Raw genomic sequence first — 19,288 nt, 5'->3', positions numbered from 1 at the left:
GTCACTCGCGCGGACGCACCGCCACCGGATCGCTCGACAGGGCGATGCGGACCCGCTCGGCGTACTCGACGCGGTCGGTCGCCGCGTGCTGCACGCGCACGAGCGCGTCGTCCGCGGTGCGCACCAGGGTGCGACGGAAGCTGCCGAGGAACGTGCTCTCCTGCACGATCGCGTCCATGCCGGGGGCGTCGCCGTCGGCCAGCCGCAGGTTCTCCGGTCGCAGGAACACGTCGACGGATCCCGGCGCGCTCGGCGCCTGCAGCGGCAGCCGCGCACCCCACACCGTGACGGTGTCGCCCTCGACGACGCCGGGCACGACGCTCGAGACGCCGATGAACGCCGCGACGTTCGGCGTCGCCGGGTTGAGGTAGAGCTCCTCGGGTGTGCCGATCTGCTCGATGCGACCCGCGTTCATGACCGCGATGCGGTCGGACACCGCGAGGGCCTCCTCCTGGTCGTGCGTGACGAACACCGTCGTGATTCCCAGGCGCAGCTGGATGCGGCGGATCTCGTCGCGCAGCTGCACGCGCACCTTGGCGTCCAGTGCCGACAGCGGCTCGTCCAGGAGCAGCACGCGAGGCTCGGTGACGAGGGCGCGGGCCAGGGCCACGCGCTGCTGCTGACCGCCCGAGAGCTGGTGCGGGAAGCGGTCGGCGAGGTGCCCGAGCCCGACGAGCTCGAGCGCGTCGGCGGCGCGGGCGGCAGCATCCTTCTTCCCCATTCCACGGCGGCGCAGGCCGAACGCCGTGTTGTCGGCGACGCGCAGGTGCGGGAACAGCGAATACGACTGGAAGACCATGCCGATGTCGCGCTTGTTCGTCGGGACGCCCGAGACGTCGGCGCCGCCCAGGCGCACCTCGCCCGCCGTGGCCTTCTCGAGGCCCGCGAGCACGCGCAGCGCCGTGGTCTTGCCGCAGCCGGAGGGACCCAGCAGGGAGACGAACTCGCCGGGCGCGATGTCGAGGTCGACGCCGTGGAGCACGCGGGTGGTGCCGTACTCCTTGACGACGCCGCGGAACTCCACGCGCGTGCCCTCGCCGGCGTCGGCGAGCAGGAGGTTGTCGGAGGTCGCCGGGAGGGTGCGCGGCGGCGTGTCGGCGGTGGTCATTCGGGGGTCCTTCCGGTGCCGGCGCGGCCGGCGCGACCGATGATGAGCAGCAGCACGAACGCGAAGGCGAGCGCGAGCAGGGTGAAGATCGCCGCGGCGTAGGCATCCTGCCGGTTGATCACGAGGAGACCGGTCTGCAGCACCTGGCGGTTGAGCAGCGACGCGATGGTGAACTCCCCGAGAACGACCGCGACGGAGATGAGGGATGCTGCGAGCAGCCCCTGTCGCAGATTCGGGGCGATCACGCGCACGAGCACGGTGACCCAGCCGGCGCCGAGCGTGCGCGCGGCCTCGGACAGCGTCTTGACGTCGATCGCGTCGATGGATGCCTGGATCGAGCGGTAGGTGAACGGCAGCACGAGGATGCCGTACGCGAAGGCGAGCGTCCACGCGCCGGTGCCGAGTGTGCGGCCGATCTGCAGGTAGATCGGGGCGAGACCCACGACGAGCACGATCGCGGGGATCGTGATCGGCAGGAGCGCCAGGAACTCGAAGCCGCGACGCAGCTTCGGGAACCTGAGCGCCACGAGCACCATCGTCGGCGTGAACAGGAACAGCACGATGAGCACGGTGACGCCCGCGAGGATCAGCGAGTTCGCGAGCCCGGTCCAGATCGGACGGTAGCGGGCGGCGTTCGCCGGGTCGAACAGTGCGAGCCAGCGGTCGAGCGAGTACGAGCCGTCGGGCGACGACAGCGTATAGACGAACGTCGCGAGGAACGGGATGACGAAGACGAGTCCGACGACGGCGCCGATGATCCAGCGGACCGCGGGGGAGGGGGCGAGCCGGTTCATGCCTGCCACCTCGCGGTGCGTCGCTGGATGAGCGCGTAGACCCACATCACGACCGCGACGACGATGATCATGCCGAGGGCGAGCGCGCCCGCGAGGTTCTCGCGGCCGAGCACCGTCTCGCTCGTCAGCGCGGTGCGGATCTGCAGCGGCACGATCTGCGAGCCCTGGCTGGCGAGGGCCGCCGCCGTCGCGTAGGAGGAGAACGCGTTCGCGAACAGCAGCAGCAGGCTCGCGAGGAACGAGGGCGCGAGCACCGGGAAGCCGATGTGCCGCCAGAAGCCCGAGCGCGTGCCGCCGAGCGTCAGGTGCGCCTCGAACCACTGCGGGCGGAGGGCGGCGAGAGCCGGCATGAACGTGATGATCATGAGGGGGACCTGGAAGACGAGGTAGGCCGGGATGAGGCCGGGCAGGGCGTAGATCCACGCGCCGCCGGCGAAGATGTCGATCCCGAGCCCGTCGCGCAGGAACGTGGTGACGACACCCTGCGTGCCGATCGCGGCGATCATGGTGAAGGCGAGCATGACGCCGCCGAACTGGGCCAGGACGCCGGATGCGGCATCCACCGTCGTCCGCACGAATCCGGTGTCGGGAAGGCCGAGCATCGCGTAGCAGACGAGCGCCCCGATGATCGCGCCGACGACCGCGGTGAGCAGCGACACCCACGTGGAGTTCCAGAACGTCGCGATGATGACCGGATCGCCGAGCGCGGCGAGGTTGTCGAAGGTGAAGGCGCCGTCGCCGTCGAAGAGCCCCGATGCCACCGCGATGATCGTCGGCAGCGCCAGGAACAGCAGCACGTAGGCCGCGAACGGGGTCAGCCCGAGCCACGACCAGTCGGGCGCGGGGCGGCCCCGCCGCGCCGGAGCTGATGGCTCCGACGCGACGGGGTCGCTCACGCGGTCGTGGCCCTGACCGGTGAGAGTGCGGGCGGTCGTCACTGGACCGCTGCGGCCCACTCTTCGCCGAGGAGATCGCCGGCGTTCGTCGACTGCTCCTCCGTGGGGACGACCGTCTCCCCGGGAGCGGTCGGCAGCGCGTCGGCCAGCTCCTGGTCGATCGTGCCGGCCTCGATCATGGCCTCCATGCGGACCGGGCGGGCGCCGCCCTTCAGCCACAGGTTCTGCACTTCGTCGCTGTAGAGGAACTCCTGCCACAGGCGCGCGGCGGCCGGGTTCGGGGCATCCTTGTTGATGGCCTGGTTGTAGTAGCCGGCATAGCCGACGCCGGGGAAGACGACGGTCTTCCAGGTGTCGACGTCAGCGGTGTGGGCGGCGTTGAGGTAGTCCCAGTCGAAGACGACGGGGGTCTCCCCGCTCGCCACCGTCGCGCTGGTGACATCGAGCTTCAGCATGTTGCCGGCCGCATTGAGCTCCGAGAACCAGTCGATGCCCGGCTGGAAGTCGTCGAGCGTGCCGTCCGACTGCACGGTCGCGAGTCCGACGGCCGCGAACGCGGCACCGGCCTGCGTCGGGTCGCCGTTGATGGCGACCGAGCCCTTGTAGGCCTCGCCGAGCAGGTCGTCGAGCGACTCGGGAGCGTCGAAGCGCGCCGAGTCGTACCCGACCGACATGTATCCGCCGTAGTCGCCGACGAACAGGCCGGTCGACTCCTTGAGCGCGTCGGGGATGTCGTCCCAGGTCTCGACCTGGTACGGAGCGAACCAGTCGGTGTTCTGCAGCGCGACGGTGAGGCCGAGGTCGAAGACGTCGGGCGCCGTGTCGAGGCCCTCGTTCGTCTCGGCGGCCTGGATCTCCTCGGCGGACGACACGTCGGGCGACTGCTCGTTGATCGTGATCTCGGGGTAGCGCTCGGCGAAGAGGTCGAGGATCTCGCCGTAGTTCGCCCAGTCGCGCGGGAGCGCGATGACGTTCAGCTGGCCTTCGGCCTTGGCGGCCTCCTCGAGGTCCGAGAACGTGCCGAAGTCGGCCAGGCTCGTGGCGGTCGAGGCGTCGACGCCGGAGTCGGACGAGCCGTTCGACGAGGCGTCGGCCGAGCCGGCGCAGCCGGCGAGGGCGAGCGCCGCGATCGTGAGTGCCGCCGTGGTCGCCCCCAGGCGACGCGGGGTGGGACGGGACATGTGTGTTCCTCTCGGGTGTTTCCGTGCACGCCGAAGCGTGTTCGGGATTCGGGGACGAGAGGACGATATGGGGGCGCAGTGACGCGGCGAGGCGTCCCGGATGAACGCCCGGTGAGCGTCCGGTTGCGACCGTGGCGGGCGGACGGATGCGGCAACACGAAGCGGTCAGGCACGCCGAAGCATGCCTGACCGCTGAAGCCGTGAAGGGGTGCGCTCAGGGCGCGAGGCGTGTGGGGCCCCGGAAGAGGTAGGTCACCTCGCGGATCGAGTCCTGCCCGAGCAGCAGCATGAGCACGCGCGCGAGGCCCATGCCGAACCCGCCGTGGGGCGGGGCGCCGTAGCGGAAGAAGTCGAAGTAGAAGTCGAGGTGCTCGGTCCCGAGACCCTTCTCCTTGGCCTGCTCGATCAGCACGTCGACGCGGTGCTCGCGCTGCGCGCCCGTGGTGATCTCCACGCCCTTGAAGAGGAGGTCGTAGGACTTGGTGAGCCCGGTCTCTTCATCGCGCATGTGGTAGAACGCGCGGATCTCGGGGTGGTAGTCGGTGATGAACACGAACTGGTGGCCGTAGGTCTCCTCGACGTAGGCCGAGATCTGGCGCTCGCCCTCGGGGTCGAGGTCGCCGTCGGTGCGGGGGATCTCGTAACCGCGGCTCTTCACGATCTCGCGGGCCTCGGCCAGCGGAATGCGGGGGAACGGGATCGCGGGCACCTGCACCTCGAGGCCGAACAGCTCCTCGATCTCGGCGCCGTGCTTGTCCTTCACGGCCTGGAACGCGGTCTGCAGGAGCTCCTCCTGCATGCGCGCGACGTCCTCGTGGGAGTCGATCCAGCTGATCTCGGCGTCGACCGAGGTGAACTCGGTCGCGTGGCGCGACGTGAACGAGGGGTCCGCGCGGAAGGCGGGAGCGATCTCGAAGATCTTGCCGAAGCCGGCGACCTGTGCCATCTGCTTGAAGAACTGCGGCGACTGCGCGAGGTACGCGGTCTTGTCCTCGAAGTACGGCACCTCGAACAGCTCGGCGTTGGACTCGGATGCCGAGGCCATGAGCTTGGGGGAGTGCACCTCGATGTAGTCGCGCTCGATCCAGTACGAGCGGAAGGCGTGCTCGAGGGTGGTCTGCACGCGGAAGACGAGGTTGTTGCGGCGCTGGCGCAGGTCGAGGAAGCGCCAGTCCATGCGCTTGTCGAGTCCCGAGTCCGCCGCGATGGGCGTCTCGGGGAGAGCGGCCGCCGCGATGTCGAGCCCACCGATCTTGATCTCGACGCCGCCGAGCTTCACGCGCTCGTCGTGCTTGAGCTCGCCGGTCACCGTCAGGAAGGTGCCCGTGGCGAGGTTCGAGATGAGGTCCGTGAGGGCCAGGGCCGCAGCATCCTGTTCCGTGCCGTCCTCTGCCGGGCGCGTCGCCGGGTTCACCAGCTGCACGGCGCCGGACTCATCGCGGAGGATGACGAACTGCACCTTCTTCTGATCGCGGACGGTCTCGACCCATCCGGAGACGGAGACGGGGCCGTCGGCGAGACCCTGCAGCTGCTTGACGAGGACGCGTTCACTCACGAGCGACAAGTCTAGGTGACGCGCCGCACTCGCCTTCTCGCCGAAATCCGCACCCACCGCTACCATGCGGGCATGACCACGCCGGAACCCGAGCAGCCCGCGCCGGCCTGGACCGCGGCGGCTCCGCCTCCCTATCCGGGCAGCGCCGCCTACACGCCGTCCACCGAGGGCGCAGCGCCGGCGAAGCCGCCGGTGAAGGTCCTCGACCTCGTGATCACGATCGTGCTGCTCGTCGCCGACGCGGTCCTCGCGACGCTGGCGTCGTTCATGGGGATCTTCCTCGTGATGGCGTCGGACTCGTGCGGCGCCCGCGACTGCAACGTCGACCTCATCACACTCGGATGGCTGATGGGCATGATCCTGCCGTGGGTGATGCTCGTCGCGACCGTCGTGGTGGCGATCGTGCTGATGGTCAAGCGACGCCTCGCGTTCTGGGTGCCGCTCGTGGGAGCAGCCTTGATCGTGCTGTCGCTGGTCGCCGCGTTCATGGTGGCCTCGGCCGCGGTTCCCGGTTCGACGCTCTGATCCCCGCGGGCCCCGCGAGGTTCATCTCCTTCCGAGGGTCTGCACCCGGGTTTCGTTCATCCTCGCCCCGTAGCGTGGACGACGTCGCGTCGAACAGTCGCGGCCGCCGCCACGAAAATGCCACCGACGGACGGGATCCGACGAATGACGACTGCGACGACGACCGACGGCTCCTGGCTCACCGCCCTCGCGGACTGGGCCGTCTCCCTGATGGACGTGATCGGACCCGCCGGAGCGGGCATCGCGATCGCGATGGAGAACCTGTTCCCGCCGCTTCCGAGCGAGGTGATCCTGCCGATGGCGGGCCTCGCGGCGAGCCGCGGGTCGTTCTCGCTCGTCGAGGCCCTGGTGTGGACGACCGTCGGATCGGTCGTCGGCGCCCTCCTCCTCTACGGACTCGGCGCGTGGCTCGGGATCGCGCGGCTGCGCGCGATCGCGAACAAGGTGCCGCTGCTGCACCCGGAGGACATCGACCGCACGGTCGCGTGGTTCGGACGCCACGGCGGCAAGGCCGTGTTCTTCGGACGGATGATCCCGATCTTCCGGAGCCTCATCTCCATCCCCGCGGGCATCACCCGCATGCCGGTCTGGCGGTTCACGCTGCTCACCGCGGCGGGAAGCCTGGTGTGGAACTCGATCTTCGTGTTCTCGGGCTTCTTCCTCGGGGAGTCGTGGCACATCGTCGAGCGCTACGCCGACATCCTGCAGTACGTCGTCATCGCGGCCGCCGTGATCGGGGTCGCCTGGTTCCTCTATGTGCGGGTCCGCGCCCTCCTCGAGTCCCGCGGCACCTCCGGCGGCCCCGAGCCCGAACTCGACTGACGCGGGCCCCGCCGAAGCTGGGAGAACGCTCAGCCGGTCCACAGAAGACCCCCACGTAGACTGGGCCGGTGCCCGCCGCTCGCCTTCATCTCGTGCGCCACGGGGAGGTCCACAACCCTGCCCGCGTGCTCTACGGGCGACTCCCCGGATACCGGCTGAGCGCCGATGGCCGTCACATGGCCCGGCAGGCCGCCGAGTACATCAAGTCGCTCGAGCGTCCCGTGTCGGCGCTCGTGTGCTCGCCGCTGCAGCGCACCCAGGAGTCGGCCGAGCCGTTCACCGAGCTCTTCGGCCTCGCCCCGGTCATCGACGAGCGGGTCATCGAGCCGACCAACGTCTTCGAGGGCAAGCGCATGGCGCGGGCGCTCGTGAATCCCTGGAACTGGCGGCACCTCCGCAAGCCGGCGCTGCCGAGCTGGGGCGAGCCGTATGCCGATGTCGTGGGTCGCATGAACTCGGCGATGACGCACGCCTGGGATGCTGCGGACTCGGGCGACGTCGTCATCGTGTCTCACCAGCTCCCGATCTGGATCACCCACCTCGCGGTCGCCGGGCTCCCGCTGCGGCACGACCCCCGCGCGCGACGCTGCGCGCTGTCGAGCGTGACGAGCTTCGAGATGGTCGACGGCAAGTGGACCGAGACCGCCTACGCCGAGCCGGCGTCGACGGCCGGTGCGGTGGATGTGGGGGCGGTATGACTGAGCGGTTCCGGAAGGCGCGGGCAGCAGCATCCGCTCTCCTCGTCGTCGGGCTGATCGCCGGTCTCGCCGCCTGCACGAGCGACCCCCTCGCCGAGCAGTACCGCTCGGGCGACAACAAGGGCTTCGTCGCGGCCGACGGCTTCCGCGTGGTCGAGATCCCGGCCGCCGATCGCACCGAACCCGTGGACTTCGAGGGCGTGCTCGACACCGGCGGCACGACCTCGAGCGCGGACTATGCGGGCGACGTGCTCGTCGTGAACTTCTGGTACGCCGGCTGCGCGCCGTGCCGCGTCGAGGCTCCTGAGCTGGCCGCGGTCGACGCGGAGTTCGCGGACCAGGGCGTGTCGTTCCTCGGCGTGAACCTGTACGACGGCGCCGCGGCATCGCAGGCGTTCGCCGAGAAGTACGGGGTCGAGTACCCCAGCGCCCTGGCGACCGAGGACGGCTCGATCAAGCTCGCCTTCGCGGGGGAGACCCCGCTCAACGCCGTGCCGGTCACGATCGTGCTCGACAAGCAGGGCCGCGTCGCCGCGCGCCTGGTCGGCCAGATCGAGTCGGCATCGATCCTCGAGACCATCGTGCGCGACGCCCTGGAGGAGTCGTGAACCTCGGCGCCCTCGTCGCCGACGGGTCGCTCCTGATCGCCATCCCCATCGCGATCCTCGCCGGCGCCATCTCGTTCCTCTCGCCGTGCGTGCTGCCGCTCGTTCCGGGGTACCTCGGGTTCATCGGCGGCGCGGTCTCGCCGCGGCCGGTGCCCGAACTCCGCAAGATCGCGGCGACCACGCCGGTTTCGGCCGGAACCGTCCGTAAGAGCGAGAATTCTGAGGAGTTGGCGCCGGACGCGCCGCCGCGCGGGCGCCTGGTGCTCGGAGTGCTCCTCTTCATCGCGGGGTTCACCGTCGTCTTCGTCAGCATGGCGATGCTCGGCGGCACCCTCGGCCGCTTCCTGCTCGAATACCAGGACCTCATCACGCGCATCCTCGGCGTCGTCATCATCGCGATGGGGCTCGTCTTCATCGGGTGGTTCGGCATGGCGCAGCGCATCGCGCGGCCGCAGGTGAGGGGCAACCTCGGACTGATCGGCGCACCGCTCCTGGGCATCGCGCTCGGCATCGGCTGGGCGCCGTGCATCGGCCCGACCCTCGCCGTGATCCTCACGATGGCCTTCGACTCGGGCTCGGCCGCGCGCGCCGCGCTCCTGGGAGTGGCGTACTCGCTGGGGCTCGGCATCCCGTTCCTCCTCCTCACGCTGGGATTCGGGTGGGCGACGCGCTCGGTGTCGTTCCTGCGCCGCCACATCCGCGTCGTCAACCTCATCGGCGGCGCCGTGCTCATCGTTCTCGGCCTCCTCATGGTCACCGGCGTCTGGACGGCCGTGATGGCCCAGCTCCAGGGGGTGTTCGCCAGTGTCCCGGCCCCGCTCTGACGCTCCGGAAGGTTCTGTGACCGACGACGTGACCGACCCGCTCCGGCCCTCCGACCACGCGGACTCCGCGGCATCCGACATCACCCAGCCCGCTCTGGGCGTGGTCGGATGGCTGCGCTGGGGCTGGCGCCAGCTCACGTCGATGCGCACCGCCCTCGTGCTCCTGCTGCTGCTCGCGATCGCCGCCGTGCCCGGCTCGCTCGTGCCGCAGCGCAGCGCCGACCCCAACGGCGTGCGCCAGTACTTCGTCGACAACGCCGACCTCGCACCCGTGCTCGACAAGCTGAGCCTGTTCGACGTTTACACGTCGCCGTGGTTCTCGGCGATCTACATCCTGCTCTTCGTCTCGCTCGTCGGCTGCGTCATCCCGCGCACCAAGCACCACTACAAGGCCATGCGCGCGCAGCCGCCGCGCACGCCCGCGCGACTGGCTCGCCTGGACGCGCACCGCTCCGAGATCCTCGAGTACCAGGACGACACGGATGCCGCCGCCGCCGCGACGACCGCCATCGAGGCCGCCGAGCAGCAGCTGAAGAAGGCAGGGTACCGCGTCGCCCGCTACGACGGGGCGAAGTCGCTGTCGGTGTCGGCGGAGCGCGGGTACCTGCGCGAGACGGGCAACCTCGTGTTCCACGCCGCGCTGGTCGGGGTGCTGCTCGCGGTCGGCATCGGCGGCGGGTTCACCTACACCGGGCAGACCGTCATCATCGAGGGCCGCACGTGGGTCAACACGATGCTCGACTACACGTCGTTCAACCCCGGCCGGTTCGTCGACGAGGACGCCCTCCAGCCCTACGCGCTCACGCTCGACGAGTTCTCGCTCTCCTACGTCGCCCCCGGCGCGCAGGGCGCGGGGCAGGCCGGCGACTTCGTCGCGCACCTGACGACGCAGTTCCCGAACGCCGATGCCGAAACAGGCGAGGTGCGCGTCAACCACCCGCTGCAGATCGCGGGCGACAAGGTGTACCTGATGGGCAACGGCTACGCGCCGACCATCACGATCCGAAACAGCGACGGCGACGTGGTCTTCTCGGAGTCCGTCCCGTTCCTGCCGCAGGACAACAACATGACCTCGCAGGGGGTCGTGAAGGTTCCCGACGGCCTCCGCGAGCAGGTGGGCCTGGTCGGCTTCTTCTATCCGACCGCGCAGGAGCTGACCAACGGCGCCTACACCTCGGTGTACGGCGACCTCGAGTACCCGATGCTCACCTTCTGGGTCTACGCCGGCGACCTCGGCATCGACGGGGGTGTGCCGAAGTCGGTGTACACCCTCGACCCGAGCGAGATGACCCAGCTCGCCGGCGGCGATTCGGGCACCGAATCGCTCGAGCTCAAGCCCGGCGACACCGTCGACCTTCCGGACGGCCTCGGCACGATCACGTTCGAGAACGAGACACCGGACGCCGCCGGCTTCCAGGACTCGGTCAAGCGGTACGTGTCGCTCTCGATCCATCGCGACGCCGCCGCGACGTGGGTGCTGGTGTTCGCCGTGCTCGCGCTGGCGGGCCTGATCTCCGCACTCTTCGTGCCGCGCCGTCGCATGTGGGTCAAGGCGACGTGCCAGGGCCACACCGTGCACCTCGAGTACGCCGGCCTCGCGCGCGGCGAGGACCCCGCGCTCGACGGCGCGGTCGAGCAGTTCGCCCAGCGCCACCTCGCGTCGCTCGCCGACCCCGCTGCCGCGGGCGAACGTCCCACCAAGCCCGAATCCACCCCCGACGTAGACTGAGAGCCATGCCCGACGCCTCCCCCCTCACCCTCGACGACGTCTCGGTGCTGCTGGTCTGGACGGCCATCGCGATCTACGCCCTCGCGTTCATCGCGTATGCGGTCGACCTGGCCCGTCGCGGCGCGGTCGCCGTGGACGCGAAGGATGCCGCGGCCAAGACCGCGCGAGAGCGCGAACTCGTCGCCGCCGGTGGCGGAGGCGGAGGCTCGCGCGGCGGCATCGTCGAGCAGATGCGCGCGCAGGAGACGGCGTCGGAGGAGGCACTCAACGCCCCCGTCGGCAAGCGCGCGCGGCTCGTGTGGGCCCGCATCGGCACGTCGCTGACGGTGCTCGGCTTCCTCTTCCACCTGGGCGGCGACGTCACCCGCGGCATCGCCGCGGGACGCGTGCCGTGGTCGAACATGTACGAGTTCGCCCTCACCGGGACATTGCTCATCGTCGCGGTGTACCTCGGCGTGCTTTTCCGCTACGACCTGCGATTCCTCGGCACCTTCATCACGGGCCTCGTGGTGGTGCTGCTCGGCGGGACGGCCATCTGGTTCTACACCGACATCGTGCCCCTCATGGACCCGCTGAAGTCGGTGTGGCTCGTCATCCACGTCTTCGTCGCCTCGCTCGCGACGGCGCTGTTCGCCCTCGCCTTCGGCCTCTCTGTGCTGCAGCTCACGCAGGCCCGGCGCGAGACAAGGATCGCGGCTCTCGCGAAGGCCGAGGCCGCGGCATCCGGTCCCGCGAAGACCGGACCGGGCTTCCTCAAGACCCTCCCGAGCGCCGAGGCGCTCGAGTCGCTGGCCTACCGCTTCGCGATCCTCGGCTTCATCTTCTGGACCTTCACGCTCATCGCCGGATCCATCTGGGCCAACGACGCGTGGGGCCGCTACTGGGGCTTCGACACCAAGGAAGTCTGGACCTTCGTGATCTGGGTCCTCTACGCCGGCTACATCCACGCACGGGCCACGCGCGGCTGGCGCGGATCGCGCTCGGCGTGGCTGTCGATCATCGGCTTCACCGCGGTGATCTTCAACTTCACGATCGTCAACATGTTCTTCAAGGGCCTCCACGCCTACTCCGGACTGAACTGAACCGGCGGGCACCCGTTCGGGTGCATCGCCGGTCGCCGTGACATTCCGTTGGGGGAATGTGCCCTCTGAACAGGAATTCACGACACACCCTTGACGGATCTCGTCGAGCAGGGCTAACTTTGCCGCTGTTCGGTACGCCGTGCGCGTAGCCCTCGGGTGGGCGGTCGCGGAGGATCGGACAAGGGGTATGTGATGCAGGTGTCATCGCCGGGGTTCGGGGGAGCCGCGTAGCGGAACGAGTACACCGGCGCGTTGTTGTCAGTTCTATCGAGCGACAGGCGCGTCATGGTTCGGGGTGAGGGGACGAAGCGCTCTCGGAGCGCAGCGTTCGGAGTGCTCGCGTATGCGACGGCGATCGCCGTCGCCGTGAGCATTGCGATCCCCTTCGGCACGCCCGCGAACGCCGCAGTCGCGACGGTCGCCGCTGTGCGCGAGGCCGCGCCGACGCCGGCATCCGCACCCGCTGCGCCGGAGCTCTCGGTGAGCGGCGGGACCGCGGGAGCTGCGTCCGACGAGATGGTCGGTCAACCGGCTGCGCTCGACGTGCGGCCCTTCGAGGCGACGGACGTCGACGCACCGACTGAGCCTGCGCCGGCCGAGACGACGACGCCTGCCGAGCCCGCGCCCGCGCCTGAACCGGAGCCTGCTCCGGCGCCCGACCCCGCGCCCGATCCTGCCCCGGCGGTCGATCCCGCGCCGGCCCCCGTCGAGCCCACGGTCGTCGACCCGGCACCTGCTGCTCCCGCCCCTGCGGGCCCCGCGCCCGCGGCGCCGGCGGAGCCTGCTCCGGCCGCACCCGCGGCGCCCGCGCCGTGGGTCATCACGATGTCGGGAACCTCGTCGTCGCTGGTCTTCCACGGCGACGGCACCGTGACGTTCGAGGGTGTGACCCGGTCGCTCTCCGAGATCTCCGTGATCCGCGTCACCGGCACATCCGGCGACGACACCTTCACGATCGACTTCGGCGGTACCGATCCCGGGATCACGATCGGGTTCGACGGCGCTGCCGGATTCGACACGCTCGCCACTCGCGGCGCGGGCGGCTTCACCTCGCAGCCGTCGGACGGCTCGAGCGGCGTGATGCTGTTCGGTGCGACCCGCGTGGAGTACGCGGGCATCGAGCCGATCGTCGCCGACAACGACCCCGGCGCCGATGTCGACTTCGCCCTCGCCGACGACAAGGACGACGAGGCGATCCTCGAGGCGGGGCCGTCGGCAGGCCAGCTGCAGCTGCGCAGCGCCAACGGCACCTTCGAGACCACGACGTTCACCGCGCCGGTCGGCACGGGCACCGTGCTGAAGATCACCGGCGGCGGAGGGCGTGACTCGCTCACGATCGCCGACGTGCTGAACCTCGGGTTCGCCGCGTTCCTCGCCGAGTTCGAGACGATCACCGTCACCGGCTCGCTGAGCGCAGGGGACATCACGCTCACCGCGGCCGAGAGCAACACCGACGGCATCCCGGTGAACGTCCCCGACTGCACGGACTTCGACGACTTCAGCCTCACGGAGTGCCTCGACCACGATGCCGACGCATCGGTCATCGTCGACGGCGGATCGCTCACCGCGACGGGTGACGGCGGGGCCGCCACCGGCGGCATCACTCTGACGGCAACCGCCACCGTCGTGCCCGACGCGACCGCGGGCACCGCGTACCTCGTGCTCGCGGGCGCCGACGCGGTGGTGGATGTGCGCGGCGGCGCGACCATCACGGCGTCCGGGGACTTCACCGCGACGGCCACCTCCACGGTCGGGCCCGTCACCCTCATCAAGGACTACGGCGATGCCGCGTTCGTCACCTCGAACGCGACGGCCACGGTCGGCGGCGATGCGGTCGTCGACGTCGACGGCGCGGCGACGATCTCGGCCACCTCGACGGTCGACGTCGCGGCGACGCCGCAGACCGATCCGTCGAAGGACGAGGACCCGCTCTCGAGCGACTTCGACGCGGCGGTCGCGATCCTGAGCGTCACGGCGAGCGCCCTCGGGAAGATCACGGGGAACGCGCGCATGATCGTCGGGGGAGCGCTCGGGATCGCGGCCGCCAACAGCGCCAAGCTCAACGCCGTCGGCGACGCGCACGAGGCGGGAAGCGGCGCGGGCGTCGCGATCGCGCACCTGTCGCAGACCACCGACGCCGCCATCGACTCGACGAACGGGACCGGCACGACGGCGGCGTCCCTCGCGATCCTCGCGTCGCAGACGGCCGACGTCACCGCCACCGCGAAGGCGAGCCCCGGCGGCGCGTCGCAGAACAACAAGAACTCGAACGGCGCGGGACGCGGCAACGGGCAGGCGAGCACCAGCGACGGGGGCATCGGCATCTCCGGCGCGTTCGGCATGGCGCTCACGGAATCGCACACCACCGGCCGGATCGTCGGCGCCAAGGTCGGGACCACCGGCACGCAGACGGTCACGGCACGGGGGAAGAACACCATCGCCGTCACCGGCGACGGCGGCACCACGACGGGCAGCGGGGGTGCGAGCGGCAACGGCGTCGGAATCGGCATCGCCCTCCTGATCTCCGACCTCTCGACCCGGGCCTTCGTCCAGGGCGGCGCGATCGACGCCGCCGGCGGGCTCACCATCGCCGCCGAGGGCCCTGACGCCGGGGACTCGTCATTCACCGCCACCGCGGTCTCAGGCAAGAAGACCTCGGGCGGCTCGATCGCCGTGGCAGGATCCTTCGCCCTCGCGAAGATCGACGCGTTGACCTCGGCCACGATCGACGGTGCCGGCTCGTTCGCGAACCGGGCGGTCAGCATCACGTCGCGCGGCGCGCACAAGAGCACCGCCAAGGCGACGGCCAAGCAGGAGCTCGGGGGAGACAACGGCAGCGCCGTCGGAGCCGGGGCCTCGGTCGCGCTGAGTCTCATCCGTGACGACATCGTCGCGGCGATCGGCGCGGGCGCCGCGCCCTCCGGCATCGGCGCCCTGACGATGACCGCGACCGGCGCAGACGACGCCACCACGACGACCGTCGGGGGATCCGACGGCGGCACCAGCGCGACCCTCACCGGCGTCGCGAGCATCGCGATCCACAACGTCCGCACGTTCGCCGGAATCCTCGCGGGGCCGGCCCTCACGCTCGGATCGCTGGCCGCCACCGCGACCCAGACCGCCAAGGCGACGACGAGCGCCACCGGCGCGACGAACGCGGGTGCGGGATCGTCGCTCGCCATGACCATCTCGTTCGCCCTGACCTCTGCAGATCACGAGGTCGAGGTATCCGTCGCCCGTGTCGTCACCGCGACCGGCGACGTCGGCCTCACCGCCGACGGCACCTCGACGACGGCCACGTCCGCCGAAGCGAGCGCCACCGGTGCGCCCGCCGAGAACCAGGGCGGCGGCAACGCCGGCAGCGACAACGTCAACTCGAAGTCGGACGCGAAGCTCGGCAACGCCGCGAGCCGCACCAGCGGCGGAGCGGGCGGCGGATCGATCACCCCGCAGGCGAAGAACGAGGACGGCACGAGCGTGAGCGTCGCCGCCGCGATCGCGTTCAACCTCGTCACCTCGGTGGCGCGCGCCATGCTGCTGCCGGGAGCATCCATCGCCACCGGCGGGACGGTCAGCTTCGTGGCCCGGGCGGACACCGATGCCTCCGCCTCGGCCAAGGGCACGGCGACGAACTCGTCGACCGTCGGCATCGGCGCCGCAGTCGCGGTGAACAAGGTCACGATCACCACCGAAGCCGGCGTCGGCGTCGGCTCGGGCGTACAGGCGTCGGGCCTCACGATCACGGCGCAGATGAAGAACGCGGGAACCCACACGACGCTGGCGGTCGCCGAAGCCGGCGCCTCCCACACGAACGGCACGCTCGGCGTGGCCGCGGCCTTCGCCCTCAACATCGTCAACGAGAGCACGCGCGCGGTCCTCGACGCCGACGGCTCGAACTCGCCCTTCCCGGGCCCCGGGCAGATCCCGGGCGTCGTCATCACGGGCGGCGGCGCGGTGGGGATCAGCGCCGGGTCGAAGTCGAACGACAAGGCCTCCGCGAAGGCCACGCAGTCCGGGGACGGCACCGTCGGCATCGGCGCCGCCGTCGCCCTGAACCTGCCGACGCACCTGGTCTATGCGGGCATCAGCCCGGCGGCCGACCCGACGCGCGGTCCTCCCCTCACGGGAGCGGGCGCCGTCAGCATCACCGCCACGCACGATGTCGTGCTCACCACCGAAGCCGAGGCCGGCGCAGCCTCCGCCACGGTCAGCGTGACCCCCTCGGTCGCCATCCTCCTCGCGGTCATCCGCACCAGCGCCTCCGTCGGCAAGGGCTCCGCTCCGCTCAGCGCGTCGAGCATCACCGCCTCCGCCACCCAGACCGTCACCGCCGACACCACGGCGAAGGGCTCGACGGTCGCCGGCAGCACCGCCGGCATCGGCATCTCGCTCGCCCTCGCCATCCTCGACGACGTCTCGTCCACCTCGGGCAGCGACCGCAGCCTCACCACCACCGGCGCCGTGTCGTTCACCGCGACCCAGCGCATCGACGCGACGACCACCGCGAAGGCCGCGGCCCAGGGGGCGAAGCCCTCGGAGGGCAAGGACTCCGGTGGCAAGGACGTCAACGAGAAGGCCGACGACAACCTCGGGAACGCGAAGTCGACGAAGTCCGCGAACGGCGGCGGCAGCACCTCCACGACCCAGACGCCGAAGGCGGCGACCGGTCAGAACTCCAGCGGCTCCTCGAGCGGCAACTCGGTGTCGATCGCCGGCGCGATCGCCATCGCGGTCGTGTCGGGAACGGTGACGGCGCGGTTCGCCGACGGCATCGCCGTCAACGCGGGTGGAGCGGTGTCGCTCATCGCCCGCGGCGACACCGACTCGCTCGCCGATGCTCGCGGCGACACCGCGACGAAGGGCTCCGTGGGTGTCGGGGCCGGCGTCGCCGTGCAGGCCGTCGACATCACGATCCGTGCCACGACGGGGGCATCGGCGATCACGGCGACCGGGCTCACCGTGATCGCAGAGATGCTCGACGGCGACGCCGACGACGTCGTGCGCCGCTGGAACGACGTCGCGAAGCGCTGGGAGACCGTCGAATCCGGCGAGCAGCTGCCCGGTCCGAGCGAGGGCGACCTGATCTTCGTCAAGACGAACGCCGACGGCGACGACGCGTCGGGCGGCGACGACGGGCTCTACAAGTACTCCGGCGGCAGCTGGAGCATGGAGACCGACGTCAGCCTCACCGGCACCGTCGATGCGCTGCCCGGCGCTGTCGTCGACGGCAACTGGTACGTCCTCGACGCCGAGAAGGACGGGCACCCGGCCGGCAGCGTCTGGAAGGGCGAGGGCGGCGCATGGGTGTTCGTCACGAAGAACGCCGTCGTCGAGAAGTCGCAGCTGCCGACCGACCAGATCGCCGAAGACACGTGGTTCGAACTCACGAAGGCCGACGGCGCGAACACCGTGGGCTTCTACAAGCGCAACGGCAGCCACGCCTGGGTGAAGCAGAACGGCGTCACCGTCGGCGACGGCGACACATTGCCGACGAGCCCCACCGCCGATCAGCTGTTCCGGCTGTTCGAGCACGAGATCGTCTCGACGGCCCGCGCCGGAGCGAGCAAGTCCACGAGTGTCGGCGTCGCCGGCGCCCTCGCCATCAACATCCTCGGCAGCACCATCGAAGCGCTGGTGCCGGCCGGAGCCGTCGTCACGCTCTCGTCCGGAGCATCCGTCATCCGGGCGCAGAGCAACGAGCGCGACTCGGCCACCGCCACCAGCAAGGCGAAGGTGGGTTCGGCGACGGGCGTCGGCGCCTCCTTCGCGCTGCAGGTCATCGACGGCAGCGACGTCACCGCCCGCATCTCGGGCGCGTTCAGCGGGGGCGGCGCACTCACCGTCTCCGCGACCGGGTTCCGCGACCTCGCGACCAAGGCCGAGGGAGGCACCGCGGGCGACACGGCGGTCACGCCCGTGGTCGCCCTCGTGATCAGCGTCGACGACCACGTGACCGCGCGCATCGCGGGTGGCGCTGCGACGGTGCAGACCGGCGCAGTCGTCGTGCGCGCCACGCACGTCACCTGGATCGCGACGGAGGGCAACGCGGATGCCGCGGGCAAGAGCACAGCGGTCGGAGCCACCGTCGTCGTCAACGCGGTCGTCGGGTGGGACACCCTCGCCGAGATCGCCCGGAACGTGCAGGGGACCGCGGTCACCGTCGAAGCGGTGTCGGAGGTGCGGTCCGAGGCGAAGGCCGTCGCGAGTGCGAAGGGCGCCGAGAGCGGCGGCAAGTCGGGCGACGACGAGTCGAAGGACGCCGTCGGCGGCTCGAACCCGAACACGCAGGGCACCAAGAGCGACACGAACTCGATGCCGACCTCCAACGGGGGCACGAACGGCTCGAACGGCGCGTCCGGGGCGAACGGCCAGTCCTCGAGCCAGTCGGGCACCGGCAGCGGGTCGACACAGGTGGGCGCCGCGGTGGCCGTGAACTGGGTCGTCGCCACGAGCACGGCCCGCATCGCTCCCAACGTGACAGTGACGGCGCTGAGCGGCGCGGTCACGGTCCAGAGCCTCCTCGCCGCGAACGCACGGGCGCTCGCGATGGGATCGGCGATCGACCTCCAGTCCAGCGGCACGCGGGTGGGCGCCGCCATCAGCCTGAACGTGCAGGACATCACGACGCGCGCCGAGATCGGCACCGATGCCACGGTCAGCGGCAACGGCGGCGTGGTCGTCCGCGCCTCGACCCCACTCGTGTCGAGCGCGCCGTCGCGCGACGATTTCGTCGCCTGGGCGTTCGCCGCCGGAGGCGGCCAGAGCACGTCGTTCGCCGGCAGCGCGGCGGTGCAGATCCTGCTGCTCACGACCGAGGCGAAGGTGGGCGCGGGCGCGACCCTCCAGGCGGCGAACGGTGCGATCACCGTCTTCGCCGGCCAGCGCTTCGGGTTCCAGAACCTCGCGATCGCGGGCGCGCTCTCCACCGACAGCGGCGCTGCCATCGGCGGGGCGTTCTCGGTCAACTACTTCGAGATCACCACGACCGCGGCGATCGAGTCGGGCACCGCGGCCGGCTCCGTCACGACGACGAACGCCGCGGGCGCGACATCCGTGTCGGCCACCACCGCGATCGAGCCGCTGGTCCCCGAGGTCCCGAAGCCGCTCGCCGGCAAGATCGACTGGCTGAAACTGTCGTCGGTCGCGATCGCCGGCGGTGCGAGCAGCGGCGGAGCGGCCGTCACCGGCGCGTTCATCGTCGACATCTTCGACGTCGACACCCGCGCCTGGATCGGCGACGGCGCGCAGGTGAACCAGACGATCGCGGGCGGCGCCGGTCAGTCGGTGACCGTGCGCGCCGAGGACTCGCTCGACGTGGTCGACGTCGGCGGCACGCTGGCGCTCAGCCAGAGCTCGGCGAGCGTCGGCATCACGGTCGTCGTCGTGGTCGCGAACTCCGACGTGCGGGCGTGGATCGGGTCCTCCGCCGCCGCCCCCGCCCGGGGGGGCGGGCGGGCGGGGGGGGG

13 protein-coding genes are annotated in these 19,288 nt (G+C 70.8%); 8 read left to right on the top strand and 5 right to left on the bottom strand.

Annotation, left to right across the window (positions count from 1 at the left end):
• Position 1: 1 nt before the first annotated feature.
• The 5 genes from ACLBXX_RS17565 to aspS all read right to left on the bottom strand — a co-directional run bounded on the left by ACLBXX_RS17565 (position 2) and on the right by aspS (position 5,534).
• A complete protein-coding gene (locus tag ACLBXX_RS17565) occupies positions 2–1,108 on the bottom strand; it encodes an ABC transporter ATP-binding protein (RefSeq protein WP_447659083.1) in 1,107 nt (368 codons plus the stop codon).
• Complete coding sequence (locus ACLBXX_RS17560) at positions 1,105–1,902, bottom strand: ABC transporter permease (protein WP_447659082.1); 798 nt, start codon at positions 1,900–1,902, stop codon at positions 1,105–1,107. The genes ACLBXX_RS17565 and ACLBXX_RS17560 overlap by 4 nt, the downstream gene beginning before the upstream one ends.
• Entirely contained in the window at positions 1,899–2,840 is a 942-nt protein-coding gene (locus ACLBXX_RS17555) for an ABC transporter permease (RefSeq protein WP_447659081.1), read from the bottom strand. The genes ACLBXX_RS17560 and ACLBXX_RS17555 overlap by 4 nt, the downstream gene beginning before the upstream one ends.
• A complete protein-coding gene (locus ACLBXX_RS17550) occupies positions 2,837–3,979 on the bottom strand; it encodes an ABC transporter substrate-binding protein (protein WP_447659080.1) in 1,143 nt (380 codons plus the stop codon). Before ACLBXX_RS17550 ends, ACLBXX_RS17555 begins: the two co-directional genes overlap by 4 nt.
• Positions 3,980–4,193: 214 nt before the next feature.
• Positions 4,194–5,534, bottom strand: a complete 1,341-nt coding sequence (gene aspS, locus ACLBXX_RS17545) for an aspartate--tRNA(Asn) ligase (protein ID WP_447659079.1) — start codon at positions 5,532–5,534, stop codon at positions 4,194–4,196.
• 72 nt (positions 5,535–5,606) lie between these two features.
• On the opposite strand from aspS, the gene ACLBXX_RS17540 reads away from it, so the two are divergent.
• From ACLBXX_RS17540 to ACLBXX_RS17505, 8 genes are all read left to right on the top strand, one after another.
• Positions 5,607–6,059 (top strand): DUF6264 family protein, encoded by a 453-nt coding sequence (locus tag ACLBXX_RS17540; protein WP_447659078.1) that lies wholly within the window; start codon positions 5,607–5,609, stop codon positions 6,057–6,059.
• Between the two features lie 144 nt (positions 6,060–6,203).
• Entirely contained in the window at positions 6,204–6,881 is a 678-nt protein-coding gene (locus ACLBXX_RS17535) for a DedA family protein (RefSeq protein WP_447659077.1), read from the top strand.
• 68 nt (positions 6,882–6,949) lie between these two features.
• The gene (locus tag ACLBXX_RS17530; RefSeq protein WP_447659076.1) at positions 6,950–7,579 is read left to right on the top strand and encodes a histidine phosphatase family protein; all 630 of its coding nucleotides are present in this window, start codon (positions 6,950–6,952) and stop codon (positions 7,577–7,579) included.
• A complete protein-coding gene (locus tag ACLBXX_RS17525; RefSeq protein WP_387139454.1) occupies positions 7,576–8,187 on the top strand; it encodes a TlpA family protein disulfide reductase in 612 nt (203 codons plus the stop codon). Before ACLBXX_RS17530 ends, ACLBXX_RS17525 begins: the two co-directional genes overlap by 4 nt.
• A complete protein-coding gene (locus ACLBXX_RS17520) occupies positions 8,184–9,011 on the top strand; it encodes a cytochrome c biogenesis CcdA family protein (protein WP_447659075.1) in 828 nt (275 codons plus the stop codon). Before ACLBXX_RS17525 ends, ACLBXX_RS17520 begins: the two co-directional genes overlap by 4 nt.
• A gap of 16 nt (positions 9,012–9,027) precedes the next feature.
• On the top strand, positions 9,028–10,740 hold the full coding sequence (resB, locus tag ACLBXX_RS17515) for a cytochrome c biogenesis protein ResB (protein ID WP_447659074.1): 1,713 nt from the start codon (positions 9,028–9,030) through the stop codon (positions 10,738–10,740).
• A gap of 5 nt (positions 10,741–10,745) precedes the next feature.
• Complete coding sequence (ccsB, locus tag ACLBXX_RS17510) at positions 10,746–11,822, top strand: c-type cytochrome biogenesis protein CcsB (RefSeq protein ID WP_447659073.1); 1,077 nt, start codon at positions 10,746–10,748, stop codon at positions 11,820–11,822.
• A gap of 333 nt (positions 11,823–12,155) precedes the next feature.
• Positions 12,156–19,288, top strand: a 7,133-nt coding sequence (locus tag ACLBXX_RS17505; RefSeq protein ID WP_447659072.1) for a beta strand repeat-containing protein, incomplete at its 3' end; no start/stop codon positions are given.

This window comes from Microbacterium sp. C23T (assembly GCF_053345975.1).
Note: the sequence above shows the minus strand (reverse complement) of the source record. Positions and strands in the feature narration are given on the sequence as shown.